This is a genomic window from Ulvibacterium marinum (assembly GCF_003626755.1).
In the GTDB taxonomy this organism is placed as follows: Bacteria; Bacteroidota; Bacteroidia; order Flavobacteriales; family Flavobacteriaceae; genus Ulvibacterium; species Ulvibacterium marinum.
In genome coordinates this window covers 56,015-74,199 of the sequence record NZ_RBCJ01000003.1, presented here as the reverse complement: position 1 = coordinate 74,199, position 18,185 = coordinate 56,015, and the positions used below count along the sequence as shown (strand labels likewise).

The following is an 18,185-nucleotide window of genomic DNA, read 5'->3' as shown; positions in this document are numbered from 1 at the left end:
TGATTGTCCCGACGTGAAAATAAATCGAATTTTAGCATATAACGAGCCATTGTACCCTTCTTGCCGTTCTTCGTTTCATCAGCCATCCTCGCCTTCAATTAGATTTAGTAAATACACCAACACCTCATATTTCCTATGAAAAAAAGATCAGTAGACCTTGTGGTCATTTCAGACGTGCATTTGGGCACATATGGATGTCACGCCAAGGAGTTATTGGCCTATTTAAAGTCCATAAAACCCAAGCAAGTTGTACTAAATGGTGATATCATAGATATTTGGCAGTTTAGCAAACGTTATTGGCCCAAGTCTCATATGAAGGTGGTAAAGCTAATTATGCAATGGGTTTCCAATGGGGTAAAGGTGCACTATATTACGGGGAACCATGATGAAATGTTACGGAAGTTCGTAGGTTTTACTTTGGGCTCCTTTACCATATCTAACAAGGTGGTACTGTCCTTAAAAGGAAAAAAGGCATGGATGTTCCATGGAGATGTGTTTGACGTAACCATGCAGCATTCCAAGTGGATCGCAAAGCTCGGCGCCATCGGATATGATTTTCTGATTCTCTTAAACCGCTTTGTTAATTTTATCAGTAAAAAAATGGGCAAAGGACCCGTTTCCATGTCAAAGCGAATTAAAAATGGGGTGAAATCGGCCATTAAATTCATAAGTGATTTTGAGAAGACCGCTGCCAATATTGCGATAGAAAAGAAATTTGACTATGTGGTCTGCGGCCATATCCATCAACCGGAAATTAAGGAGGTCAAAACGGACAAAGGTGCAGTACTGTATTTGAATTCTGGGGATTGGGTGGAAAACCTCACCTCGCTGGAATACCATCGAGGCAAATGGAAACTATACAGTTATAGCGAAGACGCATCGGCCAAGACCTCGGATGTCGATGTCGCCGACCCCATTGAAGTCCTGGAGAAAAACGTACTTTTTGAACATCTTCTGCAGGAATTCAAGAGTATCGGGCAAAACAGTACTGAATCCCTCCATAACCAAGTAAAATGAAAGTGCTTTATGCCATTCAGGGAACGGGAAATGGGCACTTGAGTCGAGCAAGGGATATCATTCCCGTCCTTGAACGAAAAAATATAGAACTCGATATCCTGGTCAGCGGCACTCAAGCAGATATCCCTATTCCCTATCCCATTAAATATCAGTTAAAAGGATGGAGTTTCATTTTTGGAAAAAAGGGAGGCGTGGATATGTGGCGCACGTATCTAAAAACCAACGCAGTACGATTGCAAAAGGAAATCAAAAGTATTCCCGTTGCCCAATACGACCTTATCATTAATGACTTTGAACCGATAACCGCCTGGGGCTGTAAATTGCAAAATAAGGCTTGTATCGGTTTTAGCCACCAAGCGGCGGTTTTGGCACCGGAAGTTCCTAGACCAAAGAAAAATGACCCTTTGGGAAAGCTGATTCTTCGAAAGTATGCGCCAACAACAAAATCGTACGGATTACATTTCAAGGAATACAACAGCAACATATTTACCCCGATTGTGCGGCAAGAGATACGAAAAACCACCCGAAGTTCAAAAAATCATTACACGGTTTATTTGCCTTCCTATAGCGACGAAAAGATTCTGAATATGCTCTCAAAAGTGAAGGGAATTCAATGGGAAGTTTTTTCCAAACATACCCGCACCAATTTTTTTCAGAGCAATGTCTCCGTTCGCAAAATCAACAATAAGGCTTTTATTCAAAGTATGGCATCGTGTAAAGGCATGCTCTGTGGAGCAGGTTTTGAGACGCCCGCGGAAGTGCTACATATGGGCAAGAAGCTTATGGTCATACCCATGAAAGGACAGTATGAACAACAGTGTAACGCAGCGGCATTGAAAGAAATGGGGGTTCCGGTAGTAAAATCGTTAAAAATGAAACACTTTGGGAAGCTTCAGGACTGGGTGGAAAGCAATCGAAAAGTAGAGGTTTACTATCCCGATATTACGGAACCCATTATCGACCGGATTCTTGAAGAGGCTACCGCCGGTGTCCTTCACTAAAAAGACGAATGCGAAAAATTCCAACGAGCCTCCCTATTGATTTGAAGAAGACCGATTTTGGCAATCATTTCGTATGGGGTGTATCCACGGCGGCCTATCAAATTGAGGGCGCTTATGAGAAAGACGACAAAGGAATGTCCATCTGGGACAATTTCACGGCAAAGTCAAAAACAATTTTCGGAAGACATCACGGGCAGGTAGCTTGCGACTTCTACCATCGCTATCGCGAGGATATTCTTTTGATGAAGTCAATGCATATCAAAAACTTCCGATTTTCGATTTCATGGCCAAGATTGATTCCCAATGGTCATAGTGAAGTAAATAGGGCCGGAGTCGATTTTTACAATCGTGTCATAGATTTCTGCTTGGAATGTGGTATCACTCCTTGGGTTACCCTGTACCACTGGGACCTACCTCAAGCCTTGGAAGCTAAAGGGGGTTGGACTAATCGGGATATTTTAGGTTGGTTTGGTGAATATGCCCGTCTTTGTGCACGGTGTTTTGGTGATCGGGTAAAGCATTGGATGGTGTTAAATGAACCTATGGTCTTTACGGGCGCGGGTTATTTTCTCGGAGTCCATGCACCTGGGCGTAGGGGATTAAAAAGTTTTTTGCCAGCAGTACATCACGCTACCTTATGCCAGGCCCTTGGAGGTAGAATTTTGAGGGAAGAAGTTAAACGATCCAGTATTGGCACTACGTTTTCATGTTCGCAAATTTCCCCGTATTCCGAAAATGAAAAAGACCTGATAGCGGCAAAAAAGGCAGACACCTTGTTAAACCGTTTGTTTATTGAACCTACCTTGGGCTTGGGGTATCCATCGGAAAACCTAAAGGTTTTAAAACGCCTGGAAAGGTATCAACAGCCGAACGACCTAAAGGATATGATCTTCACGTTCGACTTTATCGGCATTCAGAATTATACAAGGGAAGTCGTTAAACACAGTTATCGCGTGCCCTATTTAAGGGCCAAAATCGTAAAGGCCAGCGAACGGGACGTTCCCATTACGTTAATGGATTGGGAAGTATATCCTCCCAGTATTTATGAAATGATTGCCAAATTCAACGCATATCCGGGAATTAAAAAAATCATGATTACCGAAAACGGGGCAGCATTTGAGGATAAATTGAAAAATGGATCGGTGGACGACCCAAAAAGGGTGAATTATCTACAGGATTATTTGAAACAAGTTCTAAAAGCGAAGAACGAAGGGCTAGAGGTCTCGGGATATTTTGCCTGGACCTTTATGGACAACTTTGAATGGGCAGAAGGTTACCATTCCCGATTCGGGTTGGTGTATGTAGATTTCACCACCCAAGAAAGAATTATCAAGAAATCCGGGAAATGGTTCAGGGCATTTTTAAGATCGTAAGTATGCCACAGTCTGAAGCCCACTCCCAAATCTTGGATTTCGCTCAGTAATCCGTTCCTGGATATATATCTAAAACTAGTATTTGTCAGTCGTGGTCAGAGGAAGTAAATGCGATGACCAAACAAGAGACTACAAAACAGATGGCAAAAAAACTGATGAGGGCGATATAGTTGTTCATAAGTAGGAATTTTCGTTGAAAATAACAAAAATCCCTGTTCAACAGACTTCTACAGTGTACTTTTCGATGAACGGGCCTTTTTTAGAAAGGCAATAAGCCTTTCAAACTAGGTATCGTTACCATTATTCCTTGAACAGATCCATTCGTTTCATTTGCTTTAAAGATCTATTAAGGTTGCGCAACGTTATCCCTAGATAATCCGCAATATCCTTTTTTGAAAACATACCGGTCTCCTTGGAAAAAGTTCCCATAGTATTTTACTGTTGATGGCATAAACACTATAGTATCGATAGGGGCAAGACATAACCTTCATTGGGAGAATGAAATCATAAAAAGGCAGAAGCTTTGGAACCTTGGCGAAATAGACTCAAAATTAAAATTTGTCTTGAAGTTAAGGACCGGGAAGTGATCCAGCTTATGGAACAGGGGCTAACACGGAAATAGCATCGCCAACAAAAAATATGTTCGGCATTTTAACACATATTACAACTTCCTTAACATCAGCGTATTACAAAGGGCCGTAGTTTTAGAAAAACTAATCCCTCCTTCTAGCATGAAAAAAATTACGCTGCTTTTCCTACTTTTATTATCACTTTCCTTTCATGGACAATCGTTAGACAAACGCTTTCATTTGGATTTTGAAAACGCCAAAAACGGTGACGGTTTACCTTCCGAATGGATCCATTGGGGAAACTACCATCTAGATACGGACGATAAGGTATTCCATTCGGGCAACTACTCGGGTAAAATCATTTCCGACAGTACAGGCAATACTTTCGGCAGTATGGCATATCGTATTCCTTCCAAATATAGGGGAAGTACCGTTAAGCTTGAGGGCTATATCAAGACCAAAGACGTTACGGATGGTCATGCCGGTTTGCTATTACGTCTTGATGGCGAGGGAGGACCGCTCCATTTCGATAATATGCGAGACAGAGGTGTGATAGGCTCTACGGATTGGGAAAAACATAGTATCAGCTTTCCCTATCCGGAAGAAACTAAAAATATTATGGTTGCGGGCATTTTAGTGGGAAAAGGCACTGCCTGGTTTGATGATTTCAAAGTATTCGTGGATGGCAAAAACATTCAAACCCTTACCGAAGTAGAAAAAGTGCTTTCCAAGGCCGAAATGGATACCGAGTTCGAAAAAGGTTCCAATTTCAAACTAGACAATCCTACTGAACAGCAGTTAAAAAACCTCTACATTTTAGGTAAAATATGGGGCTTTGTAAAATACCATCATCCGGAAATTGCAAAAGGAAATATTAATTGGGACAGTGAATTGCTTAGGACTATTTCGGTCATTGATAGTACTGACTTCGAAAATCAGGTTTTTTCTTGGTTAAAAAAGTTTGAAAAGCCCACCTCGGAAAAACAAATCGAAGATGTTACTGAAAATGTTGCCTTTAAGGCAAATACCAACTGGATATCAAGTTCGGATATTACATCCAACAACCTATTAGAATTACTCCATGCATTACAGGAAGCACCAAAGGAAAAGGTAAACTATTATCTAAAATTTGCACCCCATATAGGTAATCCCCTATTCAAAAATGAACGTTCATACAAGGATATGGAATGGAACGATGATGGATTAAAACTCATAGGCCTCTTTAGATATTGGAATATGATCGAATATTTCTTTCCCTATAAACATCTGATTGACGAGGACTGGAATAACGTTTTAAAAACATCGATACCCATGTTTTTGAAAGCGGACGACGAATTGGGCTATAAACTGGCTATGCTTAAACTAATTCGGGAAATTCAGGACACTCATGGAAACATGGGGAGGCGGGATAAGATGCTTAGCCAGTTTTTTGGGCAAAACATTGCTCCTATTCAAGTGAATTTTATCCAAGACAAGGCGGTCGTGGTAAAGACCTATCCGCAACTTCCATCCGAAAGTAAGATAAAACCAGGGGATATTATTTCAAAGGTGAATGGAATTCCCGTAACTGATTTGGTGAAGGAAAAATTAGCGTATACCCCAGGTTCTAACCAAACCGTACAATTATGGGCCGTTGCCAGAAAGCTTTTGCGCACCAATGAAAACAGCCTAACCCTTTCCATTAATGACGGCAACAACGTCTTTGATGAGGAAGTTTTAAGTGTTCCCTATGGTGATATCAACTTTTGGGACAAAGGCATTCCTTCACATAAAGAATTGGAGAACAACATTGGATATATTTATCCCGGAAGCCTTAAAAAAGGTGAAATACACGATATTATGAAGACTTTTTTACACAAAAAAGGTCTTATTATTGATTTGAGATGTTACCCTTCCGACTTTATTGTTTTCAGTTTAGGAAAGTATTTGATGCCTCGACCCACTGAATTTGTGAAATTTACTATGGGCAGCCTCCAACAACCGGGAAAGTTTACATTTTCCAACCCCCTAAAGGTAGGAGAGGACAATCCTGATTATTTCAAAGGGAAGGTAATAATCTTGGTAAACCCACGTACCATAAGTCAGTCCGAATATACCACAATGGCCTTAAGGGTAGCACCGAATGCTATGATAATCGGACATACGACCGCTGCCGCCGATGGTAACGTATCATCCATAATCTTACCTGGAAACATCAGAACCATGATTTCAGGAATTGGTGTCTACTACCCAGACGGTACCGAAACCCAACGTGTAGGTATCGTTCCGGATTTAGAAATAGAACCGACCATAACAGGTATTCGGGAAGGTAGGGACGAGGTGCTCGAAAAAGCAATACAACTTATCGGCGAAGAATAGCATTCATTCCCTATTCGTTTTCTACATACTCGGAAGGTGAACAGCCAAAGTACTGTTTAAATGCAGTGGAAAAATAGGTAGGCAGATTGAATCCTGCCGCATACCCGACCTCTGATATATTATCATGACCGTCCTGCAATAGTTTTGCCGCCAGTTTCAGCCGCTGTACCCTGAGGAACTCCGAAGTGGAAAGTCCGGTAAGTGCCTTTAGTTTACGGTGCAGGTGCATTCGGCTCAAACCGATCTGTTCGGAAAAAGAGCCGGCATTGAATTCTGGGTTCGTCAATTCAACATCTAGTATTTGCCGTATCCTGTCCAACAATCTTGTATCTAAACTGGTGAGCTCTATGTTTTTTGGCTTCAGGAAGGGCTGTTTACTGAACTTTTCCTGGATAACGGTTCGGGTGGCAATCAATTTATCGATTACTACCCGCAATTTTTCTTCCTTGAAAGGCTTGATCATATAGGCATCGGCCCCGGTCTTGAGCCCGGTCAGCTCATGTTCCTCCCCAGATTTTGCCGTCAGTAGAACAATGGGGATATGCGATGTTCTTTCATCATTTTTAAGTGCAGTACTCATATGTATCCCGTCTTTTACGGGCATCATAACATCCGAAATAATCAAATCGGGAACAATTCGAAACGCAATATTCATGCCCTCTTCCCCATTTTCCGCTTCTTGTATTTGATATTCACTCTTGAACAGCGACTTGATAAAAAGTCTGATCTCGGCATTGTCATCCACGACCAACAAAACTGGAAGGGAGCTTTCCCCAAGTGCCTCTTCTTCATAATCTCCTTCGGAAACCACTTCTTCACCATGTTCCCCAATGTTTGGAGGTATCTCATCTTCCAAGGCCAAATCTGCCTTTGAAAAGGCATTCTTTGACAAGGGCAAGGTCACAACAAATGCCAAGGTCTCATCATCAGGTTTGTATGCGTGAATCGTGCCGTGGGAAAGGTGCGTCAACTCCTGTACCAATGAAAGACCGATACCAAAACCTTGATGCAGGGTATCGTTCTGATAAAAACGATCGAACAAAAGGGGAAGTTCCTTTTCAATCAAATCCTTATTTTCATTAATGGTTGTAATGATTATTTGTTGTCCCTGCCGTATGGCCTTAAAATAGATATGGCCTTCATCAGGGCTATACTTTAATGCATTGGACAAGAGGTTGGTCACTACTTTTTCCACTACATCGCGATCAAACCATACCTGTTCAGGAATATCGATTTGACCATTGAGAACCATACCCTTTTGTGTGGCCTGATATTGGAAAGGCTCGGCCAAGTGTTTTAGAAAGAGTTCCATATTTCCCTTGGAAACCCTGAGTTTTCTTCTGCCTGCCTCTATTTTTGAAAGATCCAATATCTGATCTACAAATTTTAGCAAACGATCTGCGTTCCTTTGAATTAGTCCAAGGTCGGTCTTATCATCGGCAGAAAGATCTTTTTTGGACAACTGGTGGGCAACCGGGCCCGATATTAAAGTCAATGGGGTTCTAAACTCATGGGAAATGTTGGCGAAAAACCTCGACTTTGCCGCCTCCAGTTGTCGAAGTCTCCGATTGGTTTTTTGCTTGTTTCGGAAAAGAAGGAACAAAGTGATAAAAGCCAAGCCCATAACGGACATCCCCGCAATAAAAACATTACGTTGGTTTTTGGTCTTCTGCTCGGCCAATTGGCTCTGGGAGGTAAGAAGAGCTATTTCCTGTTCCTGTTTTTCATTCTGATACCTTTTGTTCAGTTCCTCAACTAGTGCAAGGTTCTGGGATTTCTGGATACTGTCTTTCAAAACTATTTGTTTTTCAAGCACCATTAATGCGTTCCCATAATCCTTGCTGTCCTTATACGCATCATACAGTCCTCGATAGACACTAAGCAAATCTATGCCCACAGCTTGGCCATCACCTATTTCTTCAAAAAATTCCAAAGCTTTGTTAAAATGGGAAATGGCCTTTTTGTATTGGTTTTTATGCCAGTACAAATCCCCTAAGTTCATCTGGTATCTGGCTACCGCTACGGTTCGTATTGAGTTTTCAGGAATCGAAGAAACCTTTAAAAGATAGAATTCAGCGTTTTCAAGCTCATTTAGTTCCAAGTAGGTGCCGCCCAATCTCCTATAAATACGTGCAAGGATACGCAAGTCACCATAGGCCTCATAATAGTCCTTAGCTTTCAACAGGTGTTCAATGGCCTTTTTATCTTCCCCAAGCAAATCGTAATGCGTGCCCAAAGCGACCTCTCCATAATGTACCCCCTCTTCCAGGCCCAAGGCCTGATAGACCTCGATGCTCTTCTTAATATAATCAACCGCTTCAGGATTTTTAAGTTCGGTATAGATTGTCCCAATATTGGCATATGATGCCGCCAAGGATTTGTCCAGCTCATCTCGCGACGTATAGATTGAATCCAGTTTGAGATAATACGTAAGCGCTTCAGGATATTCGGCCCGCTGAAAGTTTTGATTTCCAAGCAAATTATATATGGAGGAAAGTGTTCTCCAATCATCTGTTTGCTTTGCGTTTTCCAAAGCTAGTTGTGCATACTTTTTGGACAGGGAATCTTTTCTTCTGATATTATAAATGACCCCGATCTTCTTATAGCAATCCGCCAAATAGGCCTTATCTTGAAGTAGCTCCGCTATCTTAGAAGCCGATTCAATATGAAAAAATGCACTGTCAATATCCGATTTGGCGAAATGATATCTGCCACTTAGTGAATGGTACAGATACCGCCCATGGGCATAATTATTTTTTGCCGAAATCGTTTTGATGTTTTTTCGGAAACCGTCTGCAGAATCAGGTGAAACATAGAGATATGCCTCAAAGAGCTTTGCGCTCAGTTTCACGGATTCCTCCGCGTTAGACGTGCTTTTCAGAAGTCGCTTCAGGGAATCAATCTCACTTTCATTTTGGCTCCATGTAATTAAAAAACCAAAGAACAAGAATAATATGGAAACCGTGTTCTTCATTTTAAGGTTGAGTCGTTAAAAGGTACAAAAAGCTTCAGAAACCAATACTTCCAGATTTTGCCCATTAAAAATCGGGCATTGATCTAACGATAGTACACGGCAAACCCTGAAGCAGGAAATTCAGAGGGACATGTTCCCGAGGTCTCTCGTACCACATGTAATGTTCCATCCGGCTGTAATTGGAAATAAAAGTAGCCCCCGGAATCCAGTTCGTAGCAATGCTCTGTGGTTACCTCTTCGGGATCTACATGGGTTGCCGTACCAAAGAGTACTCGATTTACCGTGGATTCCGTACCTCGGACAATCTTTACCGTCCCGTTCAAGGCCGTTGCTACATGTAGGGGTGAAAATTCGGTCTGACCAAAATAGGGGGTTGAAAATACTTCCTGGGTATCAAACCAAGTCCCGGCAATAGTCCCTTCCTTTCCTCTTGGCCCCCTACAACTTAAGGGCTGGGCCAGCGGTTTCGGGCCAAAAAGGTCGTACATTTGGGTGCGCAAGGCGGGGGTAAAATAATCATAGGGACAACTGGCATATTTAAAAGTCTCCACGGGATGAAAACGGTCATCGTTCAAAAAGGTAAGTGGGCGTTCACTATGATAAACGCCAAAGTCAAAACTTTTAGCCTGTACCGTTCCGGATGTGGTGCCTATGAGATCCCCGGCTGAAAACTTCAATAAGGTAGAGGCCTGTCCTTCAAACATGCTAATGCCTTGATCCACCACTAAATCCCGTATGGCGGGGATGGGATTTGTGATATGGCCAAAACGTATCACCACCTCACAACTGGCACGGAACATGGGTTGATAACCTACACCATCAAATGTAACGTTCACCAAATCCATATCTACGGGCGCATAAACGGGCACTTCGGACACCTCCGGTTTAATGAAGACATAGGTATGTTCCGAAAAATTATGAAAGGCCTGTATTTCGCCAAGAGGCTCAATGTGTGCAATACCATCAAGATCCGTAAAGGAGGCTGTAAAAGTAACGTTGGGGTTGGAACCGGTCTCCCATGCAGAAAGCGGTGGCGGACCACTGCTATCGCCATCATCACTTCCACATCCTATAAGAAATAAGGAAAGTAATATAGGTACAAGAGATTTTCTGGGTTCCTGAATTATACAATCTATATCCATTAGAACAGTTAATTTAATCCAACGAAAAAGATAGGGCTTGGAGAATGAATAGTCTTTCAAAGCATTTATCTCCCAAGCGCATCCGTTTCAAGGTAACGATTTTTGTTTTATTTTCTGGCTAGTCCGGGAGGTTGTAAAATGCCTTGACCGCTTCATAATCGGAGTAATTCAATTTTCCGGCTTGTGCACTTTCAGGAATTAGTATATATCTAAATATGTTGCCTCTAAAGCCGGAATATTGGAACTCCGTTAAATCCACACCATTGGTGCTCTCCAGTCTTATCACAATTCCTTCAAAGCCCGGTGTGGTAGAACCGAATGTAAATGAATACCAGGTATTACTCCACCGACCAGTGCCTGGCATGGTGTATATGGAATTAGTTCCAAATTGCCTTAGGTACATATAAACCAAAGTCCTGCTTCTAAGTTCATTGCTGCTTATCTCAGTAACGGGAACATGCATGGTTTTTAACTGTGCGGTATCTACATCATTCCAATCCGCACGCATCCATTCCGAAAAGATAATATTGGCGGTCCCGTCCTCTCCATCCGTACCATCCTGTCCGTTTTGTCCATCTACTCCGGCCGGTCCCTGTTCACCTTGCTCTCCCTGAGGACCAATAAGCCCCTGCTCACCCTGTGGCCCAACAGGCCCAATTGCCCCGTCTTCGCCATCTTCCGTACTACAGGATAAAAAGGCAATCGTAAAAATTATTAGACCCATTACTTTACATAAATTGGAGTTTTTCATAATGCCGTATTTTATGGTTTTATGGATGAAGTCCGAGATACGCAATAACTTCTTCATAGCTCATCTTGAAAAAATTAGGAGTATTATTCTTATCCGATGTGGGATCGGGCTCAATAATGATATATCGGAATTGGGTTTCCGGTGGGAGGTATTCATTACCGGCTACATTACGGCCGAAAGCCTGAATTTGTATAAATAGTCCATTACCCTGTACCCGGTTTGTCAACGACAACTCCAAATCACCGGAAGCACTATATACCGCTACCGGCAATGTGGCTACCTGGGTAAGCGTAGGAGTCGGTCGATACCTTCGGTAGACTAAAATCAAGTCATTTTCAATTTGGAATTCCGTGAGGTTTAGATTTGGAATCCTATGAAACTTAAAATCGGCCAAATCGGTGTCCCAGGTATCGATTTCAAACCATCCGGAAGAAAATACATTCGCAGTACCATCTTGTCCGTCTGTACCGTCTTGTCCATCCTGACCGTCCGCGCCAGGAAGTCCTTGCTCGCCTTGAGGTCCAGTGGCACCATCGGCACCATCCTCTGCTGAACAGGCGTGCAACAACGCGCACAGTGCCAAAGGGATAATCGTAAAAACGAAACGTTTTGTTCTCATAGGTTTTGGGTTTAAGGGTTGTTACGTTTATACTTCGCGGGAGCTTTTCCTTGGGAACTTCTCTTGGCAATACCCCGCTTCAACGATATCCCAAAAGTAGAAGTACAACGAGGTAGGGGATTTTTAATATGTAACAAAGACTTTTTGAAATGTAACACGGGCCAAAAATCGAGGTAGAGGCTGTAGGAAGTATTTGCCAAAGACCCCATGCCAAATGCCTGGGTACCGAGCTAAATGCTTAAAAAAGAAAATTGATTTTGAATTGAATCTCGCAGTTGAAAGTTTACATAAACCATTGTTTATTGTACTGTATTAATTTAGTCACCATTGATAAGCAGTGAAGATAGATTTTTGGATTTCATCTATCAAATCGCCTCCATTGTCTCCGTTTGTCATTATAATAAGGGAATTACCAAGGTATGCAAATGATGTGTAGTTGTTTGCGAAACCCTTGTTATTGCCTCCATGTCCGAAAAGTAGTGAATCGCCTTCTTTGTCGAGACGTGGTCCGAGTCCCCATTGTCTCTCATGCTTGGTCAACATAAGTTCAATAGTCTCTTTCTTTAAAATACCCTCTTTCCTACCGGTAAGTATTTCATGGATCTCAATACAGTATTTTGCCAAATCGTTGGGTGTGGTCCATAGACCTGCCGCGGCCTGTTCGGGGTAATTGTGCCAAAGTCCCGACACGACCTTTCCACGACTATTGTGGGCGGCACTTGCGCTGGAGTGCCTAATTTCTGATAGTGGTTGTTTGAACGTGCTATTGTTCATGCTTAAGGGACCAAGGACGTTCTCATTCATATATTCTTCTAAAGGTAGGCCACTAACATCCTCAATTACCTTTTCCATAATTGAGTATCCGCCTCCCGAATATTTCCAATTGCTTCCCGGTATTCTATTGACTTTCACCTTGGAGGTGTTCCCTTCACCGTTAAGGACTTCCTCAATCTCGGGCAATTCCTCATATTGTCTGTATCCCGGGAAACCGTGCACCGTGAGACCGGCCGTATGCGTTAGAATTCTTTCAAGTGTAACTTTTTCGTCCTTTGTGAGATCATTATTTTCTATTTTCCATCCTTGGAGATAATTGTTGACGTCCTCATCCAAGCGGACGAGACCTTTTTCAAACAGTTGTAATGCTGCTAAAGCTGCAATAGGTTTGCTGATAGAACCTGCCTGAAAAAGCGTATTGACATCGACTTTTTGTCCATTTTCCTCATTGGCGATACCATATGCCCGTACCCATTCTATTTTTCCATGTCTTGCCAATGCAATGCTTACACCGGGAACATTATAATCCTCCATTCTTGCGGAAAGATCATATCCGGTTTCTTGTTCCGCAATACCTTCCGCGCCCGATTCAAAAGAACTGAACTTTATTTTCCTTTTTTCACTTTGACATGAAATAATCAAGTAACCGATTATTGAAACTAAAAGAGCTTTTTTTAATCTCACTATCTTTTATTTGAACTTAATCATTCCTTAGGAGTATAATTTAAAATGGTAAGATACTTGGTCCATGGGCCTACCTCGTTCTTATATTGCTTGGCCATTGTCCTTGAGATTTGGGCGATATGGCCAAGGTCATGTACTACCCATGCGGATAAGAGCTGGGCTAACGTAACTTCACCAAATTCCGGATGGATCCCTGTACGTCCGTAATCGACGGAAGTAAGGTTTCTAGACTTTAATTCGGTAAGATTGTCTTTTCGTAATCCTTCAAACTCATCAAGCAGGCTTTCGACAGTCTTGCCTTTGGAATTTTCAAATTGTGCAAATCTATCGAAAGGTTCAAAGGTTGGGTTTGAACCTTTTTCCAAAATAAGTGCTGTTCGTATCATCCAATCGGTCTTTTCACCGTGGATCAAATGTCCTACAACATCAAACGGGCTCCAAGTGTCTTCACCTTCATTTTCCCGGATCCACTTCTCGGGCAAATCCTGTAATAGGGCCCTTAGAACAGTTGGTGTTCTTTCTAAAATCGGGATGGCCGTTTCTAGTTCAAATTTCATCATTAACAGGGTTGTGGTTGTAAATCGCTTGTCGCAATATCTCCAAATCGTTTCTCATCCATCAGAGCTTTTTATGGTATTTTAACCACGAAATTTAGCGGAAAATATCGGTATCGCAAATTCCTGAACCTCGGAATGCCCATTGTGCTTTTACAGTTCCAATTCAAATCAACCCTGTTTTAGGGCCTGTAACTTGTAGTGCTGTACAAAGCGTTTAAGTATTTCCTTTGCTACCGGGGTGTTGGTGCTACGAATTGCCCTAATTAATCCATCGGCTTCTTCCGGGGCAAAATAGCCAAAGTCCTTATAGGTCTTGATTCGTAGAATAAATTCATTCGCATCCGCTTCAGGATGGAATTGCGCGGCATAAATGTTCTTTTTGACCCTGAACATTTGTACGGGACATGATCCGGAAGTTCCTAAAAGAACTGCTCCTGAAGGAAGGGCATCGCAAGCTTCCTTATGTCCTACCAATGCCGAAAATGTTCGCGGCAAACCTTTTAAAAGAGGGTCTTTTCTCCTTCTTCGGTTATCGAGATATCCACACTTCCAATGGGTTCAGAATATTTTCCTGATATCCGGGCTCCAGAGTATCGGCCCAAAAGCCCATTGCCGGAACAGGCACCAAAAAATGGAACATCCGAAGAAACCACTTGATCGAATAATTTATCATAAAAGGCCTCTATGTCCTTCTGTACTTGGCCCTTTTCCTTTTGGTCCATGCTTACATCAAAAGGACTACCGCCAGCTATAATAGCATAGTAGTCTTCCATATCAATTTCAGGAATGCCTTGCTCCAATCGGACACGACGAACCTCATCCGGGCCCAATTCGCCAACCCTTAGAATGGCCTGGAACTCACTATCGGCCGCTTCATCTTCAGGTCGCATCTGTAAAATGAGCATTTTCCGCATTGAACCTTGTTTATTTTCAATCATATCCCATTTTTATTACCACAAGGGAAAGATGATATGTATCCCTTCTATCAACCCAATATATAAAATCTTTTACCGCTCCTAATGAGGTTTACAAAACTTGAAGGAATTGCCATCCCTACCAGCCCTCCTAAGCTATAGCTTCCGAAACTTTAGGATGATCTACGCAGGATTACCACTCAGCTACTGAGGGTACCAATCCAGCGATTTCATTTTTCCCATAACAATTTAAACTGTTGATTTATGAAAAACCCGCAGTGAAATCATTTGTTTTTCTTTTCACGGTGCTAGTCCTTTCCTGTGTTCCAGACCTACCAAAGGATAACCTTAAAGCCAGGAAAAATCCGGATGGCCTAAAAATAAAACTGACCAATGGCAACTGGTTCAATGGGGAGAACTTCACAAAACGGGATGTCTGGGTAGATGAAGGCCTATTGAGTTTTAGCCCTATCAGCAAACCGATGGACACGGTACTGGACCTTACCGGTAAATATATAATTCCGCCGTTTGCCGAGGCCCATAACCATAATTTGGAAAGCGCGTATAAACTTCAAGATAGGATAGATTCCTATTTAAACAACGGGATATTTTATGTTAAACTTCTCTCTTCCATAAAAAAGAGAATAGACCCCTTAATGCATCATTACAACAAACCCCTTGGCCTTGATGTAAGTCTGGCCCATGCCCCTTTGACCGCCAATGGAGGGCACCCGATAGCGCTACGTAAAAGATATCTGCATTACGGTTATTTCAAAGGACTCTTTAACACCATTGGTGACATAGAATCCCATGGCTTCTTTATCATTAACAACTGTGAGGACCTTGATAACCAATGGGAACGGATTCTTTCCTTTGGGCCCGATTTCATAAAAATTATGCTTCTTTATTCGGAGGAATACGAAATGCGAAAGAACGATACCACTTATTTTGGCCATAAGGGCCTTAACCCAACAGTGGTTCCGGAAATTGTAAAAAGAGCCCACCAAAGCGGCTTACGCGTTAGTGCCCATGTGGAAACTACCCATGATTTTCATGTTGCCGTTAAAGCTGGGGTCGATGAGATAGCCCATCTGCCGGAAATCGATAATGGCAAACCGATCGCAGAGGAACACGCTATTTTGGCAAAAGAAAAAGATGTAGTCGTTACAACTACTGTTTCCCTGGTCACAAAAAAGAAGGAGAAACCGGAATACGGTGAATTGGTGGAGAATATAAGGTCCAATCTAATCTTGTTAAAGAAAAAAGGTGTGAAGCTCGCCATTGGCTCGGATATGTACAATGACAATTCCTTAGGGGAATTTCAGCTTTTACACAATTTGAATGTTTTCACCAATCTGGAACTATTGAAAATGTGGACGGAGAATTCGGCTATGACCATTTTCCCCAACCGTAAGATCGGATTCCTCAGGGAGGGTTATGAAGCTAGTTTTTTGGTACTAAATAAAAATCCCTTGAAAGATATATCGGATATTACCGAGACTATTGAGATGCGGGTAAAGCAAGGTGCACTTTTAAAATGACGCAATGCGAAATCAAGATGAGGGATAGGGTGATATCCTTCGGTTAAACACTAACCAAATATTGTAACTTTATAAGGAAGCCCATTATCCGAAAATAGTTGAGTCCACATTTCTCCATAAAAAATACATCTAAAGCAAATTATAGGAACGGTAAACCGGGCAAGATACTTTGGCACCTCTTGTTTTGGATAGTCTTTGTAGTGCTTTGGAGCATGCACGATCTTAACTATCATCGTGATTTTTTGGCAAACCTGCAGACCAACGTTTTTGCCTTTGTTCCCTACGCCGTCCTGGTCTATTTTAACCTCTACGGGTTAACGCCCCGTTTCCTTTTGCGAAGGAAAATTGGCGCCTACCTTGTCCTTTTGGTGCTTAGTATCGTGATAACGACCTTGGTTTCCTCCAAATATCTTTACTTCTATTTTTCTACGGTAAACGTGTATATACCCACTGCCCAATTTTTTAGCAGTTTTGAAGGTAGAATTGCCATAATAACGGAGATTATCTTGTCCTTGGGACTTTCCATGACCCTGTTTCTAATAGATCAATGGTACAGAAAGGAAAGGGTTCTAAGGGAGACGGAACAAAAACGATTGGAAATGGAGTTAAGCCTACTAAAGAATCAGATCAACCCCCATTTTCTGTTCAATTCGTTGAACAGTATTTATATTATGCTGGGCAAAAATCTGAGCGATGGGAAAAATATGTTGCTGCAATTTTCGGAATTGCTGAGCTATCAATTGTACGAGACGGGAAAGAAACGAATTAGTCTAAAAGTGGAGTTCGAAAATCTGGAAAACTATATCCACATTGAAGGTATTCGGCATAAGGATCTTGTTAAAGTGACCCATAACTTCCCGAAGAATTGTGGAGACTTGGTAATTTCTCCTATGCTTTTACTACCTCTTATTGAAAATGCATTTAAGCACGGCCAAAGCAGTCAGGGATATGCCATAGCTATTGATTCGGAGGTTACATCGAATGGTGTTTTAAAATTTTATGTGGAAAATACGATCGCCAACTCGAAAAAACAGAAACCTGGGCATGCCAGGGGCATAGGACTTGCCAACGTAAGGCGAAGGCTGGAACTGATCTACCCGAACAAACATAGTTTTGTCACGCGGCAGCTCGATTCAAAATTTACGGTTCAACTGGAAATACAGCTCCATGAAAATGAAATGCTTAATAGTTGATGATGAGCACTTGGCCAGAAAGGGCCTTGAGGATTTTGTGCTTAGGACACCTTTCTTGGAGCATGTTGCTTCCTTGTCATCGGCCTTGGAGGCCTTGACATTTTTAAAAAGCAACGCGGTAGATGTTGTGTTCCTTGATATTCAAATGCCGGATATGACCGGGGTAGAGCTTATACAAGCCCTCAACCGACCGCCTCAGGTAATTTTTACTACGGCACACCGAGAGTTTGCGGTAGACGGATTTAACCTTGACGCCACGGACTTCTTATTAAAACCGTTCTCCTATACCCGATTTTTGAAAGCTGTGGATAAAACCGTTCTTAATGGCATAAAAGGTTCCAGGGAAGATAAAACCCATATTTTCATCAAGTCTGATGGGACGATAGTTAAGGTGCAGATTGACCACATCACCTTTGTAGAAACCGCCAAGGATTATGTTTTTGTGCATACGATCAACGAAAGGTATCTTACCTTGGTATCCCTGCGTCAATTGGAACAGGAATTGCCCGATTCAAAATTTATGAGGGTTCACCGATCTTATTTGGTCGGGTTGCAGCATGTGAAAAAACTCGAAGGGAACCTGCTTTATGTAGGAAGCCAAAAGATTACGATCAGCAGAACACTTCGCAACGAAGTGTATCAGAGAATAGTGGGCAATAACCTTATTGGGCGGTCTTCCGAGAAAGACGTTTAAAACGAAGTGTGAAAATCGTTGAAA

General features: G+C 42.1%; 16 protein-coding genes. 7 read left to right on the top strand and 9 right to left on the bottom strand.

The window, feature by feature from the left end; all coding sequences use genetic code 11:
* The first annotated feature begins 135 nt into the window (after window positions 1–135).
* From D7Z94_RS13380 to D7Z94_RS13370, 3 genes are read left to right on the top strand one after another with little or no spacing between them, the layout of a single operon-like run.
* Window positions 136–1,017, top strand: a complete 882-nt coding sequence (locus D7Z94_RS13380; RefSeq protein ID WP_120712120.1) for a UDP-2,3-diacylglucosamine diphosphatase — start codon at window positions 136–138, stop codon at window positions 1,015–1,017.
* Complete coding sequence (locus D7Z94_RS13375) at window positions 1,014–2,018, top strand: glycosyltransferase family protein (protein WP_120712119.1); 1,005 nt, start codon at window positions 1,014–1,016, stop codon at window positions 2,016–2,018. The genes D7Z94_RS13380 and D7Z94_RS13375 overlap by 4 nt, the downstream gene beginning before the upstream one ends.
* 8 nt (window positions 2,019–2,026) lie before the next feature.
* The gene (locus tag D7Z94_RS13370) at window positions 2,027–3,391 is read left to right on the top strand and encodes a GH1 family beta-glucosidase (RefSeq protein WP_120712118.1); all 1,365 of its coding nucleotides are present in this window, start codon (window positions 2,027–2,029) and stop codon (window positions 3,389–3,391) included.
* A 300-nt stretch (window positions 3,392–3,691) separates the two neighbouring features.
* Here the strand turns inward: D7Z94_RS13370 and D7Z94_RS25775 are convergent, their stop codons facing one another.
* Window positions 3,692–3,820, bottom strand: coding sequence for a helix-turn-helix domain-containing protein (locus D7Z94_RS25775; protein ID WP_120712117.1), 129 nt, complete (start codon window positions 3,818–3,820; stop codon window positions 3,692–3,694).
* A gap of 302 nt (window positions 3,821–4,122) precedes the next feature.
* Here D7Z94_RS25775 and D7Z94_RS13360 point away from each other — a divergent pair, with 302 nt between their 5' ends.
* Complete coding sequence (locus D7Z94_RS13360) at window positions 4,123–6,318, top strand: S41 family peptidase (RefSeq protein ID WP_120712116.1); 2,196 nt, start codon at window positions 4,123–4,125, stop codon at window positions 6,316–6,318.
* A gap of 10 nt (window positions 6,319–6,328) precedes the next feature.
* On the opposite strand, the gene D7Z94_RS13355 is transcribed toward D7Z94_RS13360, so the two are convergent.
* The 8 genes from D7Z94_RS13355 to D7Z94_RS25930 all read right to left on the bottom strand — a co-directional run bounded on the left by D7Z94_RS13355 (window position 6,329) and on the right by D7Z94_RS25930 (window position 14,757).
* Window positions 6,329–9,292, bottom strand: coding sequence for a response regulator (locus D7Z94_RS13355; RefSeq protein WP_120712115.1), 2,964 nt, complete (start codon window positions 9,290–9,292; stop codon window positions 6,329–6,331).
* 83 nt (window positions 9,293–9,375) lie between these two features.
* Entirely contained in the window at window positions 9,376–10,434 is a 1,059-nt protein-coding gene (locus tag D7Z94_RS13350) for a hypothetical protein (RefSeq protein ID WP_120712114.1), read from the bottom strand.
* Window positions 10,435–10,552: 118 nt separating this feature from the next.
* Window positions 10,553–11,185, bottom strand: a complete 633-nt coding sequence (locus D7Z94_RS13345; protein ID WP_147415897.1) for a collagen-like protein — start codon at window positions 11,183–11,185, stop codon at window positions 10,553–10,555.
* Between the two features lie 19 nt (window positions 11,186–11,204).
* Window positions 11,205–11,804: a collagen-like triple helix repeat-containing protein gene (locus D7Z94_RS25855; protein WP_211341790.1), complete on the bottom strand. Its 600-nt coding sequence runs from the start codon at window positions 11,802–11,804 to the stop codon at window positions 11,205–11,207.
* Window positions 11,805–12,125: 321 nt separating this feature from the next.
* On the bottom strand, window positions 12,126–13,262 hold the full coding sequence (locus D7Z94_RS13335) for a serine hydrolase domain-containing protein (protein WP_211341789.1): 1,137 nt from the start codon (window positions 13,260–13,262) through the stop codon (window positions 12,126–12,128).
* Between the two features lie 20 nt (window positions 13,263–13,282).
* A complete protein-coding gene (locus D7Z94_RS13330; RefSeq protein WP_120712112.1) occupies window positions 13,283–13,819 on the bottom strand; it encodes a DinB family protein in 537 nt (178 codons plus the stop codon).
* 168 nt (window positions 13,820–13,987) lie between these two features.
* Window positions 13,988–14,314: a glutamine amidotransferase-related protein gene (locus D7Z94_RS25935; protein ID WP_245967198.1), complete on the bottom strand. Its 327-nt coding sequence runs from the start codon at window positions 14,312–14,314 to the stop codon at window positions 13,988–13,990.
* Between the two features lie 5 nt (window positions 14,315–14,319).
* Window positions 14,320–14,757: a type 1 glutamine amidotransferase family protein gene (locus D7Z94_RS25930; RefSeq protein WP_245967197.1), complete on the bottom strand. Its 438-nt coding sequence runs from the start codon at window positions 14,755–14,757 to the stop codon at window positions 14,320–14,322.
* A 254-nt stretch (window positions 14,758–15,011) separates the two neighbouring features.
* On the opposite strand from D7Z94_RS25930, the gene D7Z94_RS13320 reads away from it, so the two are divergent.
* From D7Z94_RS13320 to D7Z94_RS13310, 3 genes are all read left to right on the top strand, one after another.
* Window positions 15,012–16,274 (top strand): amidohydrolase family protein, encoded by a 1,263-nt coding sequence (locus D7Z94_RS13320; RefSeq protein ID WP_147415896.1) that lies wholly within the window; start codon window positions 15,012–15,014, stop codon window positions 16,272–16,274.
* A gap of 98 nt (window positions 16,275–16,372) precedes the next feature.
* Window positions 16,373–17,467 (top strand): sensor histidine kinase, encoded by a 1,095-nt coding sequence (locus D7Z94_RS13315; protein WP_147415895.1) that lies wholly within the window; start codon window positions 16,373–16,375, stop codon window positions 17,465–17,467.
* On the top strand, window positions 17,448–18,161 hold the full coding sequence (locus D7Z94_RS13310) for a LytR/AlgR family response regulator transcription factor (protein WP_158594637.1): 714 nt from the start codon (window positions 17,448–17,450) through the stop codon (window positions 18,159–18,161). Before D7Z94_RS13315 ends, D7Z94_RS13310 begins: the two co-directional genes overlap by 20 nt.
* Window positions 18,162–18,185 lie beyond the last annotated feature (24 nt).